Consider the following 12,453-nt stretch of genomic DNA (forward strand, 5'->3'; position numbering starts at 1 on the left):
TCGGAGGGGGTTACCGGTGGGTCGGGGTCGGGGCCGCGCCGCACGGCGCCCCCGGCATGAAGAAAACATAAAGAAAAAGTGCCGGGAAGGGGCGCGAGGAGTGATCATGGGCATGATTGGGCGCCTTGATCGGTCACGCCTGATTGACCGTCAATCCGGCTCCTGGAGGGGGAGGTGTACGCGCCGAATTGACGGCACTACTCCCCGTAATTGAAAACGCTACTACCCGTATCGAAAATGCCATTTCCACGGGGGCGCCCGTTCACCGCTCAGGCGCCGCCTCGGGGCGCGCGTACGTCCGTCCCTTCCACGCCGCGCCCCGGCCCCGGTGGTGCCGCACCGCCGAGTCCACCGTCATCAGCAGGTAGAGGAACGCGGTGAACGGCAGGAGCGGGGCGAGCCACGGCGGCTGCCGGTAGTAACGGAGCATCGGCACGTACGAGCCCGCCATCACCGCCCAGGCCGCGCCCCCCGCCCAGGCCGCCGGCGCGTCCCCGAACGCCGCGCCCGCCACCAGGGCCACCGGCGGCACCAGATAGACGACCACCAGCCCGGCGACCGTCCCCAGGAGCAGCAGCGGGTTGTGCCGCAGCTGCGCGTACGCGCTCCGCGCGACCATCCGCCACAGCTCGCCGAGCCCCGGATACGGGCGGACGCTGTCGACCCGCTCCGCGAGGCCCAGCCAGATCCGCCCGCCGGCCCGCCGCACCGCCCGCGCCAGCGACACGTCGTCGATCACCGCCTGCCGGATCGCCTCCGGCACCCCCGCCGCCACCGCCGTCTCCGTCCGCAGCAGCACGCAGCCGCCCGCGGCCGCCGTCGCCCGGGGCCGCGCCCGGTTGATCCGGCGGAAGGGATAGAGCTGCGCGAAGAAGTAGACGAACGCCGGCACGATCAGGCGCTCCCACACGCTCTCGGCCCGCAGCCGGGCCATCTGCGACACCAGGTCCAGATCGTTCTCCACCGCCGCCGACACGAGGAGGCGCAGACTGTCCGGCCCGTGGGCGATGTCCGCGTCCGTCAGGAGCAGGAACTCCGGTCCACGCGCGCGTGCCAGCGCCATGCCGTGCCGCAGCGCCCACAGCTTCCCCGTCCACCCCGGCTCCGGCTCGCCCGGCGACGCCACGGTCAGCGGCAGGCCGCCGCACCGGCCGGCCAGCTCGACGGCGAGTGCCCCCGTGCCGTCCGTGCTCCCGTCGTCGACGAGGATCACCTCCGCGACCCCCGGATAGTCCTGCGCGAGCAGCGGCGGCAGGCTCAGCGGCAGCACCCCGGCCTCGTCCCGCGCGGGCACCACGACCACCACGCGCGGCCACGCGGCCGGCTCCTCGCGCGCGTGCCCGCCGGGGATGTGCCCGTCGAGGGCGGAGCCCGGCTTCCCGGACCGCTCCTCGCGCGCGTGCCCGCCGCGCGCGACCGGCAGCCGCTGGTCCGTGCGCCAGAAGAACCCCTGGCAGAGGAGTAGCCAGACCCAGGCGGCCAGGGAGACGGACGCGAACCAGGCAAGGGTGCTCATTCGCGGCAGTCTGCCCCAGAACGCGGGGCGCACAGGGCTCATCGGCTAGGGTGACCGGGTGAAGATCGCGCTCATGGACTCCGGAATCGGCCTCCTCCCGGCGGCGGCCGCGGTGCGCCGGCTGCGGCCGGACGCGGATCTCCTCCTCTCCAACGACCCCGACGGCATGCCGTGGGGCCCGCGCACCCCCGAGGACCTCACGGGGCGCGCCCTCGCCGTCGCGCTCGCGGCCGCGGAGCACCGCCCGCGGGCGCTGATCGTGGCCTGCAACACCGCCACCGTGCACGCCCTGCCCGCCCTGCGCGCCGCCCTCGAACCGGACGTCCCCGTCATCGGCACCGTGCCCGCGATCAAGCCCGCCGCCGCGGGAGGCGGCAAGATCGCCATCTGGGCCACCCCGGCCACCACCGGCAGCGCCTACCAGCGCGGACTCATCCGCGACTTCGCCGGGGACGCCGAGGTCACCGAGGTGCCCTGCCCGGGCCTCGCGGACGCCGTGGAGCACGCGGACCAGGAGGCCGTGGACCGGGCCGTCGCCGCCGCGGCCGCGCTCACCCCGCCCGACGTCCGCGCCGTCGTCCTCGGCTGCACCCACTACGAACTGGTCGAGGGGCGCATCCTCGCCGCCCTGGAGGCACGCCGCCGGACGGGCCTCCCGCCCCTCGTCTTCCACGGCTCCGCCGACGCCGTCGCCGCCCAGGCGCTGCGCCGGATCGGCGCCGAGCCCGCCCCCGCCGCCGACCCCACCGGCACCCTCTCCGTCCTCCTCAGCGGACGCCCCGGACGGCTCCCCGCCCCGGCCCTCGCCTACGCCGAGGGCCGCGGCCTCACGGAGACCGCCCCCGCTCACTGAGCGTGACGGAAGGGCTCCTTTCCGGCGCGCCGTCCGGACCGGGTCTGGGTATTCTTTCCGGTATGAGGGAATATTCCCGGGACCCCCGCGCCGACGAACGGGCGCCCGCCGTCTGGACCGGCCGCGCCACCAACCGCTTCCAGTGGGTCGCGGCGGCGGCCGGCGCCGCCTGCGTGGCCCTGGGGATCGCCCTCGCGGTCCAGTTGCAGTGGACCTCGGGCATCGCGGCCCTCCTCATGGCGGTGATCGGCTGCGTCACGGTCGGACTGCTCGTCCTCTTCGGCACCCTCGCCTTCGTCCACGTGGCCGTGAAGGTCGACGACCGGGCCATGGAGGTCCGCTGCGGCCACATCGGCCTGCCGCGCCGCCGCATCCCGCTCTCCCACGTCGTCGGCGCCGACTTCGCCCCGAGCGTCACCCCGCGCCACTGGGGCGGCTGGGGCTACCGCTGGCGGCCCGAGAAGGGCACGGCCGTGGTCGTCCGGCGGGGCGAGGGCCTGGTCCTGCGCCTGGACGACGGACACACCTTCACGGTCACCGTCGACGGCGCCGAGTCCGCCGTCCGCGTCATCCGCGACCGCCTGCGCCGCCTGACCCCGCCGGGCCCGCCCGCGGCGACGGGGGCGTGACACGGGCCCGACGACCCGGCTCGGGAGACCCCGGACCGCGTGTCCCGCCCGCCCGCGTCCGAGCCGGTCAGAGGGGGGTCGCACCGGACGACCGGCGGACGGGCACGACCCGTAGACTCCGCAGGGTGAGCGCCACCATCACCCCCGCCGACGCGTCCGAGACCGACACCGCACCCGCGCCGGCCCACCGGCTGCGGCGGTTCGCCCGGCCCGCGGCGGCCCTGCTGTCCGGCTTCGTGCTCTACCTGAGCTTCCCGCCGCGTCCCCTGTGGTGGCTCGCGCCGCCCGCCTTCGCCCTGCTCGGCTGGGCCCTGCGGGGCCGCCGCCTCCGCGCCGGCTTCGGCCTCGGATACCTGGCCGGCCTCGGCTTCCTGCTCCCGCTCCTCGTCTGGACCGGCGAGGAGGTCGGCCCCGGCCCGTGGCTCGCGCTCGCCGCCGTCGAAGCCCTCTTCGTGGCCGCCGCGGGCCTCGGTATCGCGGCCGTCTCCCGCCTCCCGTGGTGGCCCTTCTTCGCCGCCGGGGTGTGGATCCTCGCGGAGGGGGCACGCGCGCGCGTGCCCTTCGGCGGCTTCCCCTGGGGCAAGGTCGCCTTCGGACAGGCCGACGGCTTCTTCCTGCCGCTCGCCGCCGTCGGCGGCACCCCCCTGCTCGGCTTCGCCGTCGCCCTCTGCGGCTTCGGCCTGTACGAGGCGGCCCGCCTGGTCCGCGACCGGCGCGCCCAGCGCGCCCTCGGCGCCACCGCTCCGGACTCCGCCGGGGGCACCCCGCCCACCACCGCCACCGCTCCGGACTCCGCCGGAGCCGCCTCGTCCGACACCGCTTCGAGCCCTGCCACCGCTTCGAGCCCCGCCGACGCCACCGGGCCCGCCACCGCTGCCACCCCGCCCGCCACCGGCAACGCCCCGCGCCGCACCGGCGCCGCCCCGCGCGGCCCGCTCGTCGCCGCCGCGCTCGCCGTGCTCCTCCCGGTCACCGGCGGGCTCGCCGCGCTGCCGCTCGTCGACGACTCCGCCGAGGACGGCACCGCCACCGTCGCCGCCGTCCAGGGCAACGTCCCCCGCCTCGGCCTCGACTTCAACGCCCAGCGCCGGGCCGTCCTCGACAACCACGCCGCCCGCACCCGCGAGCTCGCCGAGGCGGTGAAGGAGAAGCGCGAGCCGCAGCCCGACTTCGTGCTGTGGCCCGAGAACTCCTCGGACATCGACCCGTACGCGAACGCCGACGCCGCCGACGTCATCGACGAGGCCGTCCGCGCGATCGGCGCGCCCACCGTGATCGGCGCGGTCGTCGCCCCCGAGACCGGCAAGCTCCGCAACACCCTCATCCAGTGGGAGCCCGGTCGCGGCCCGGTCGCCACGTACGACAAGCGGCACGTCCAGCCCTTCGGCGAGTACATCCCGATGCGGTCCCTCGTCCGGATCTTCAACAGCAACGTGGACCGGGTGAGCCGCGACTTCGGCCCCGGCACCGAAGTCGGCGTCTTCGACCTCGCGGGGACGAAGGTCGGCCTCGCCACCTGCTACGAGGCGGCCTTCGACTGGGCCGTGCGCGACACCGTCACCCACGGCGCGCAGCTCATCACCGTCCCCAGCAACAACGCCACCTTCGGCCGCAGCGAGATGACCTACCAGCAGCTCGCGATGTCCCGGGTGCGCGCCGTCGAGCACAGCCGGGCCGTGGTCGTGCCCGTCACCAGCGGGGTGAGCGCGGTCATCCGCCCCGACGGCGAGGTCGTCGCGCAGACGAGGATGTTCACCCCGGACGTCCTGGTCGAGAAGGTGCCGCTGCGCTCCTCGCAGACCCCCGCGACCCGCATGGGCACCCTGCCCGAAGCCCTTCTCGCGGCGCTCGCCGCCGCCGGTCTCGGCTGGTCGGCGCTCCGCTCGGTACGGGCCCGCCGCACCCGGGCGGAGTGACCCGGGGCCACCGGGAGCGGCCCGGACCCGAGGGCCGACAGGGGCCGCCCGGCAAGTGCCGGGGGGCCGTCCGGGAGGTGGCCGGGGGTCCGCCGAGGAGCGGCCGTACATGATCTAGGGTCGAGCCATGGCTACTCCTGACTTCATCCGCACCCTGCGCGAGACGGCCGGTCACCAGCTCCTCTTCCTGCCCGGCGTGAGCGCCGTCGTCTTCGACGACCGGGGCCGGGTGCTGCTCGGCCGGCGCTCCGACAACGGGCGCTGGGCGATCATCGGCGGCATCGTCGAGCCGGGCGAGCAGCCCGCCGACTGCGCGGTGCGCGAGGTGTACGAGGAGACCGCCGTGCGCTGCGAGGTCGAGCGGATCGTGATCGTCGAGACCCTCCGCAGGCCCGTCGTCTATCCCAACGGGGACCAGTGCCAGTTCATGGACGTGACCTTCCGCTGCCGCGCCGTCGGCGGGGAGGCGCGGGTCAACGACGAGGAGTCCACCGAGGTCGGCTGGTTCGCGGTGGACGAACTGCCGGAGATGAAGCGTTTCTCCCATCTCCGGATCGAGAAGGCGCTCGCCGACGAACCCACATGGTTCCGCACCACAGCAACCAGCTGAACTGTGGGTCCGACGCACATCGGTGCGGAAAGGGGCCCTTCATAGGGTGCGGAGCATGAGCGCTCCCGTCACCGCCCCCGGTACCGACCTCGCCGCACCCCTGCCCCGCGCGGCCGGACTCGCCCTCGACCTCACCGGCCGCACCGCGCTCGTCACCGGCGCGGCCGGCGGCATCGGACGCGCCTGCGCGCTGCGGCTCGCCGCCGCCGGAGCCCGGGTCAGAGCCGTCGACCGGGCCGCCGAGGGCCTGGACGCCCTGGCCGGGGAGGCCTCCGGGCTCCCCGGGGAGCTCGAACCGCGGCTGCTCGACCTGACCGACCTGGACGCCGCGGAGACCGCCGCCGCGGGCGCGGACATCCTCGTCAACAACGCCGGGCTCCAGCTCGTGCGCCCCATCGAGGAGTTCCCGCCGGACGTCTTCCACACCGTCCTCACCGTGATGCTGGAGGCGCCGTTCCGGCTCATCCGGGGCGCACTCCCGCACATGTACGGCCAGGGCTGGGGGCGGATCGTGAACATCTCGTCCGTCCACGGGCTGCGCGCCTCCGCCTTCAAGTCCGCCTATGTGGCCGCCAAACACGGTCTGGAGGGCCTGTCCAAGACCGCCGCCCTCGAAGGCGCCCCGCACGGGGTCACCTCCAACTGCGTCAACCCCGGCTACGTCCGCACCCCGCTCGTCGAACGCCAGATCGCCGACCAGGCCGCCGCCCACGGCATCCCGCCGGAGCGGGTCCTCGCGGACGTCCTGCTCAAGGACTCGGCGCTCAAGCGGCTCATCGAACCGGAGGAGGTCGCCGAGGCCGTCCTCTACCTCTGCGCCCCCCAGGCCTCGTTCATCACCGGCACCTCCCTCACCCTCGACGGCGGCTGGACCGCCCACTGAAGGTGCCCCTGTGAAGGTTGTCCACAGGGGTGGTGCGACCACACGTACGGCAGGTATCCCTGTGTCCATGTCCCACGAACACGTCTCCTACCTGGAACTCCTCGCACGGGGAGCCGCGACGGAGGCCTACGACCGGCCCGTGCTGCTCGCCCGCGCGAGCGGCGCGGGCCCCGAGGCGCTGGCCGGCCTCGAAGAGGCCAAGCAGCTCGCCCTGCGGGTCCGGGCCGAGCTGGAGGGGCGGCGGCGCCGCGAGGCGGAGCTGTCCGCGCTCTTCGAGACCGCCCACGACCTCGCGGGACTCCGCGACCTCGACGCGGTGCTGCGCGCCATCGTCCAGCGCGCCCGCTCCCTCCTGGGCACCGAGGTGGCCTACCTCAGCCTCAACGACCCGGCCGCGGGCGACACGTACATGCGGGTCACCGAGGGCTCCGTCTCCGCGCGCTTCCAGCAGGTGCGGCTGGGCATGGGCGAGGGGCTCGGCGGACTCGTCGCCCAGACCGCCCGCCCGTACGTCACGGACGACTACTTCGGCGACGCGCGCTTCCAGCACACCCGCACCATCGACACGGCGGTGCGGGACGAGGGCCTCGTCGCCATCCTCGGGGTGCCGCTCAGCCTCGGCAGCCAGGTCATCGGCGTCCTCTTCGCCGCCGACCGCAGGGCCAGGGTCTTCGAGCGCGAACAGGTCGCGCTGCTCTGCTCCTTCGCCGCGCACGCCGCCGTCGCCATCGACACGGCCAACCTCCTCGCCGAGACCCGCACGGCCCTCGCGGAGCTGGAGCGGGCCAACGACATCATCCGCGAGCACAGCGGCGTCATCGAGCGGGCCTCCGAGGTCCACGACCGCCTCTCCGAACTGGTCCTGCACGGCGGCGGCGTCCACGACGTGGCCCGCGCCGTCTCCGAAGTCCTGGGCGGGACCGTCGAGTTCACCGAGGCGGGCGCCGGTTCCGCGCGCCGCGCCGAGGGCCACGCGGTCCGCGAGGGCGACGACTGGGCCGCCGCGGTCTCCGCCGGCGGCGAGACCCTGGGCACCCTCGTCCTGCGCGGACGGCCCGACCTCGACCCCGTCGACCAGCGCACCCTGGAGCGCGCCGCCCTGGTCACCTCCCTCCTGCTGCTCGCCCGCCGCTCGGCGGGCGAGGCCGAGCAGCGGGTGCGGGGCGAGCTCCTCGACGACCTCCTCGACGCCCCCGACCGGGACCGCCGCCTGCTGCGCGAGCGCGCCGCCCGGCTCCGTACCGACAGCGAGGCCCCGCACGTGGTGCTCGCCGCCCGGATCGACCGGGCCGCCGACGGCGCCGCCGACACCGAGGCGGGCCGCCGCGAGAGCGCCGACCGGCAGCGCCTGTGGTCGGCCGCCTCCCACCTGGCCGCCACCCGCCACGGACTGGCCTCCGCGCGCGACGGCGGCACGGTCCTCCTGCTGCCGCTCGGCCCCGGGGAGACCGCCGCCGAACTGGCCCGGCAGACCGCCAGGAACCTCGGCGGCACCCTGCGCGAACAGGTCACCGTCGGCGCCTCCGCCCCCGTACGGGCGCCCCTGGACCATCCGGACCAGGTGGCCGTCGCGTACGAGGAGGCCCGCCGCTGCCTCGACGCGCTGCGGCTCCTGCACCGCTCCGGTCAGGGCGCCGCCGCCGAGGACCTCGGCTTCCTCGGCCTGCTGCTCGCCGAGAGGCGGGACGTCGACGGCTTCGTCGACCGCACCGTCGGCCAGGTCGTCGCCTACGACCGGCGGCGCGGCACGGAGCTGGTCCGCACCCTGGACGCGTACTTCGCGAGCGGCATGAGCCCCGCCCGCACCAAGGACGAACTCCACGTCCACGTCAACACGGTGGCCCAGCGCCTGGAGCGGATCGGCCGGCTCCTCGGCCCCGACTGGCAGTCCCCGTCGCGCGCCCTGGAGATCCAGCTGGCGCTGCGGCTGCACGCCCTCTCGGACGCGGTCGCGGGGACGTGACGTACGGGAAGGCCCCGGGCCCCGCTCACGGCGAGCGGGCCCGGGGCCTTCGTACGTCCCGCGGATCAGGCGTCGGCGCGGACCCGGGAGTCCTCGGGGGTCCGCTCGGCGACCTCGCCGAGGTCGCTGTCGCGGGTCTCGCGGGCACAGACGATCGCGACGACGGTGAGCAGCGCGGCGGCGATCACGTACAGGGAGATCGGCGTCGAGGTGCCGTGGTCGGCGAGCAGCGCGGTCGCGATGAGCGGGGCGGGCGCGCCGGCGGCCACGGAGGAGAACTGGGCGCCGATGGAGGCGCCGGAGTACCGCACCCGGGTCGCGAACATCTCGGAGAAGAAGGCCGCCTGCGGGGCGTACATCGCCCCGTGCAGGACCAGGCCGACCGTGACGGCGAGCAGCAGGCTGCCGAAGGTGCCCCGGTCGACGAGCGCGAAGAAGGGGAACATCCAGGCCCCGACGCCCACCGCGCCGATCAGGTACACCGGCCGGCGCCCGAGCCGGTCGGACAGCGCGCCCCACAGGGGGATCACCGCGAAGTGGACGGCGGACCCTATGAGGACGGTGTTCAGGGCGGTCTGCTTGGAGAGCCCGACCTGCGTGGTCGCGTACACCAGGATGAACGCGGTGATCACGTAGTACGAGATGTTCTCCGCCATGCGGGCGCCCATCGCGACGAGCACGTCCCGCCAGTGGTGGCGCAGCACCGCCACGAGCGGCATCTTCTCGACCTGTCCGGCGACCGCCTTGCGCTCCTCGGCGGCGGCGAGCGCGGCCTTGAAGACGGGCGACTCGTCGACCGAGAGGCGGATCCACAGGCCGACGATCACGAGGACGCCGGAGAGCAGGAACGGGACGCGCCAGCCCCAGGAGGTGAAGGCGGCCTCCGAGAGCAGCGCGGTCAGCGCGGAGAGCACACCGGTGGCGAGCAACTGCCCGGCGGGCGCGCCGGTCTGCGGCCACGAGGCCCAGAACCCGCGCCGCTTCGCGTCCCCGTGCTCGGACACGAGCAGGACGGCCCCGCCCCACTCCCCGCCGAGCGCGAAGCCCTGGACGAGCCGCAGCACGGTCAGCAGGACGGGCGCGACGGAGCCGACGGTCGCGTGCGTCGGCAGCAGCCCGATGGCGAACGTCGCCCCGCCCATCAGGAGCAGGCTGAGCACCAGCAGCTTCTTCCGCCCGAGCCGGTCGCCGTAGTGCCCGAACACCAGCGCCCCGAGCGGCCGCGCGGCGAACCCGACGGCGTACGTCAGGAAGGACAGCAGGGTGCCCACCAGCGGATCGGAATCGGGGAAGAACAGCTTGTTGAACACGAGCGCCGCGGCGGACCCGTACAGGAAGAAGTCGTACCACTCGATGGTGGTGCCGATGAGGCTGGCGGCGACGATCCGCTTGAGGGATCCGGGTGGGGTCGGGGAGGGAGTTGCGGCGGCCATGTGCACCACTTCCAGGCAAGGGCGGGGACGTTTCGGTGTCGCCACACCGTAGGAAGTGGCAGGTCAGGGGCGTATGTGGTGGGACACCATAGTTCGAGGTGGACGAGTGCGCTCGGCCGCCATGACAACGCCTCGCGGCCTTCCCGGAGGGCCCGGAAGGACTGTGGGAGCGGCTGTCTCTGTTGCCCTTGTTCGGGGTGATTTGGCGGTGCGGTGCTGACTCCCGTGCTGGATTGGTGCTGACTACGGAGAATGGAAACACCGCATGTGTGGCGGATCAGGCGCGGTGGTAGTTGCAGGGCGTCCCGTGTCCGAGGAGCCGCTCACGGCCCTTCCGGGACGCGCGGCACCTGGGCGTCAGCCGGCAGAACGTCCAGCGCGTCGCCAACGACCTCGTGGCGCTCGGGCTGATCGACCTCATGGTGAACCCGGACCACCGGTCCTCGCCGCTGCTGACTCCGACGCCCGCCGGCAAGGATGCGCTGGTCCGCGTGACCGCGCGGGCTGAGGAGTGGCACTGTTCCCTCTTCGCGGACCTCTCCGACGAGGAAATCCGTGCCACGCACGCCTCCCTCCGTCGCCTCCTGGGCGCCTTGGGCGAGCGTAGAGGATGGCGGGTCGCTGGTAGATGGCTTTGTCGGACCACAGCCGAGCTAAATGGGGACGGCGTTCTTTTGGTGGTACTACGTCCCACAAGTTGTAAGAACCTTCCAGGGGCGTCCTGCTGGTCCATGTGAGACACATAAGGCCAGGTCAACTCGTTTTAGTCCAGGTGCATCGAGGTTGTTGGTGATACGCATGTGAGAGATGACGCCTCTGTCGGCAGTAGTCGGCGGGGCTTCGTGTGGAGCGGCTGTAGCAATGAGAGATGACTGCAACGCGCTGCTGTGCTCGCCTGTTGGATCGAGGCAGACGGAAAATTACTGCTAACTGGCCGACGCACCTCTGATCGTCTGACTGAGATCGTTGCCGTCGGTGAAAGTGGCGTCGGTGAACACCACTGGACAGTCAGTGAAGTGCGCGGTGAGCTCGACACGAGTTCCCTCGAAGTGTGCGTACCCGAAGTGCAGCTGGCCTCCGCTGAAGGAGGCTTCCTCGAAGTCGATCCGGCCGCCGCTGAAGGTGCTGTGCAGGAAACCCACCGCACTCCCCGAGAAGGCCGCTCCCAGGAACGACACGCTTCCCCCAGCGAACGTCGTTCCTCCAAAGTTGACCGAACTGCTCGCGAAGGTGGCTCCATCGAAGCTGATAAACCCACTGCTGAACGTCGCGCCGGCGAAGCTGACAGGGCTCGTGGCAAATGTGCAGCCTTCGAAACTGACATTGGCGCCCCGGAAGGAACAATCGCCAAAGTCGATCCCACCGGTCGCGAACACGGCATCGGCGAAGCTGATGTTGCCGCCGCTGAATGCGGATCCTACGAAGCTCACGTGCTTGCCGTCGAAAACTGCGCCGGTGAAGTCGAGGTCGTGGCCCTGCCAGGAGTGAGGGTGGCCGGCGTCGAGGCGGAGGTGGTCGCGGATGAGACGGATGATGGTGTGCCGGACTTCCCGTAGGGCGAGATGTTCGTGCTGGGCGGCGACATCCCCATCGGGAAGTTGCCCTTCGGGGGTGTAAGGGAGGCGGAGGTAAGCGCACAGGACGTCGATGCAGGTCTGGCGCAGTGCGCGAGTGGGGGCATCATCGGCGAGTCCGGCGAGCGCGTGAACACCGCCGAGACGTACGGCGGGAGAAGTCTCGCCGAGCTGGGAGACGGCAGTGGCGAACCGCTCGTTGTGCAGGCGGGTGGCATCGCGCATGGCACCGTCCTCGTCAACCCTTTGCCGCCGGTAGGCGACGATGAGCGCGACGAGCGCGCCGGACCCAGCGACGACACCGAAGGACAGCTTCACGAGGTCGAAGAGCGTCTTGGAGTCCAGACGCCGTTCAGTCTTGACGCCTTGCACGCCGAGCAGGTCCCATCCCGCGTAAAACACCGAACCGGCTACGGCAATGGCAGCGAGGAACGCGAGGACGAGTACAGAGCCGACAGGCCACAGGCGCAGACCTGACTGGCCCCTTGCGCCGCGGCGACGTATCCGAATGGGGTTCACACCCCGCAGCAACGCCTACAGCACCTGGATGGTTGCAGTACTGCCTGATTTTTCAAGGTGGCCATGCGGCGACTGTCGCTGTAGTCCTAACGTCTGTGAAGTTCTGGCAGATGGATGCGCGCCGTATCCGCACTTGTCCGAGCTATGAACGGGACGCGGCTGACGAGCCCTGAGACGGCCACCCACTAGGGTGTGTCCGGCGGATCATGGCCGGAGCCGCGACGCCCGGCACGGCCTACCGACCCTGATCCGCCGGACCACCCTAGCCGACCCATCTCCGCTCGCGCGGAGAGTACCGATGGCGTCCTCCAGGATCAGGTGCAGGATGTGACCCACCTCCGCTCGCGCGGAGAGCACAGGACCCACACGCCCACGGGAAGGGAACCGAGCAACCCACCTCCGCTCGCGCGGAGAGCACCGTACCAATGACAGTCCACATCTCCGTGGAGTTCGACCCACCTCCGCCCGCGCGGAGAGCACAAGGAGACGGTGACGATCTGCGACGTTGGAGCCGGCCGGCCCATCTCCGCTCGCGCGTAGAGCACTCCTATCCAGGG

Annotated in this window: 9 protein-coding genes and 1 CRISPR repeat array; of the genes, 6 read left to right on the forward strand and 3 right to left on the reverse strand. The window is 72.7% G+C overall.

Features of this window, described 5'->3' with window-relative positions:
- Positions 1-262: 262 nt before the first annotated feature.
- A complete protein-coding gene (locus tag ADL08_RS10815) occupies positions 263-1,516 on the reverse strand; it encodes a glycosyltransferase (RefSeq protein WP_053641865.1) in 1,254 nt (417 codons plus the stop codon).
- Positions 1,517-1,574: 58 nt separating this feature from the next.
- Here ADL08_RS10815 and ADL08_RS10820 point away from each other — a divergent pair, with 58 nt between their 5' ends.
- From ADL08_RS10820 to ADL08_RS10845, 6 genes are all read left to right on the forward strand, one after another.
- Complete coding sequence (locus ADL08_RS10820) at positions 1,575-2,369, forward strand: glutamate racemase (protein WP_053641866.1); 795 nt, start codon at positions 1,575-1,577, stop codon at positions 2,367-2,369.
- Between the two features lie 62 nt (positions 2,370-2,431).
- On the forward strand, positions 2,432-2,998 hold the full coding sequence (locus ADL08_RS10825; RefSeq protein ID WP_053641867.1) for a hypothetical protein: 567 nt from the start codon (positions 2,432-2,434) through the stop codon (positions 2,996-2,998).
- Positions 2,999-3,123: 125 nt separating this feature from the next.
- Positions 3,124-4,914, forward strand: a complete 1,791-nt coding sequence (gene lnt / locus ADL08_RS10830) for an apolipoprotein N-acyltransferase (protein WP_053641868.1) — start codon at positions 3,124-3,126, stop codon at positions 4,912-4,914.
- Positions 4,915-5,041: 127 nt separating this feature from the next.
- A complete protein-coding gene (locus tag ADL08_RS10835; protein WP_053641869.1) occupies positions 5,042-5,524 on the forward strand; it encodes an NUDIX hydrolase in 483 nt (160 codons plus the stop codon).
- Positions 5,525-5,579: 55 nt separating this feature from the next.
- On the forward strand, positions 5,580-6,407 hold the full coding sequence (locus tag ADL08_RS10840; RefSeq protein WP_053641870.1) for a 3-hydroxybutyrate dehydrogenase: 828 nt from the start codon (positions 5,580-5,582) through the stop codon (positions 6,405-6,407).
- 67 nt (positions 6,408-6,474) lie between these two features.
- Positions 6,475-8,370, forward strand: a complete 1,896-nt coding sequence (locus tag ADL08_RS10845) for a helix-turn-helix domain-containing protein (RefSeq protein ID WP_053641871.1) — start codon at positions 6,475-6,477, stop codon at positions 8,368-8,370.
- A 65-nt stretch (positions 8,371-8,435) separates the two neighbouring features.
- Here ADL08_RS10845 and ADL08_RS10850 read toward each other — a convergent pair whose 3' ends face one another.
- Both ADL08_RS10850 and ADL08_RS10860 read right to left on the reverse strand, forming a co-directional pair.
- Entirely contained in the window at positions 8,436-9,803 is a 1,368-nt protein-coding gene (locus tag ADL08_RS10850; protein ID WP_053641872.1) for an MFS transporter, read from the reverse strand.
- Positions 9,804-10,729: 926 nt separating this feature from the next.
- Complete coding sequence (locus ADL08_RS10860; protein WP_159043145.1) at positions 10,730-11,896, reverse strand: pentapeptide repeat-containing protein; 1,167 nt, start codon at positions 11,894-11,896, stop codon at positions 10,730-10,732.
- 269 nt (positions 11,897-12,165) lie between these two features.
- Positions 12,166-12,441: direct repeats of the CRISPR family, unit length 27 nt; unit sequence ACCCACCTCCGCTCGCGCGGAGAGCAC.
- The last annotated feature ends 12 nt before the right edge of the window (positions 12,442-12,453 follow it).

Source organism: Streptomyces sp. NRRL F-6492 (genome assembly GCF_001280125.1).
Taxonomy (GTDB): domain Bacteria; phylum Actinomycetota; class Actinomycetes; order Streptomycetales; family Streptomycetaceae; genus Streptomyces.

Bases quoted from the DNA above. Each gene is read 5' to 3' on its own strand.
- ADL08_RS10815 (WP_053641865.1), bottom strand. From the start codon at position 1,516: ATGAGCACCCTTGCCTGGTTCGCGTCCGTCTCCCTGGCCGCCTGGGTC.
- ADL08_RS10825 (WP_053641867.1), top strand. From the start codon at position 2,432: ATGAGGGAATATTCCCGGGACCCCCGCGCCGACGAACGGGCGCCCGCC.
- ADL08_RS10835 (WP_053641869.1), top strand. From the start codon at position 5,042: ATGGCTACTCCTGACTTCATCCGCACCCTGCGCGAGACGGCCGGTCAC.
- ADL08_RS10840 (WP_053641870.1), top strand. From the start codon at position 5,580: ATGAGCGCTCCCGTCACCGCCCCCGGTACCGACCTCGCCGCACCCCTG.
- ADL08_RS10845 (WP_053641871.1), top strand. From the start codon at position 6,475: ATGTCCCACGAACACGTCTCCTACCTGGAACTCCTCGCACGGGGAGCC.
- ADL08_RS10850 (WP_053641872.1), bottom strand. From the start codon at position 9,803: ATGGCCGCCGCAACTCCCTCCCCGACCCCACCCGGATCCCTCAAGCGG.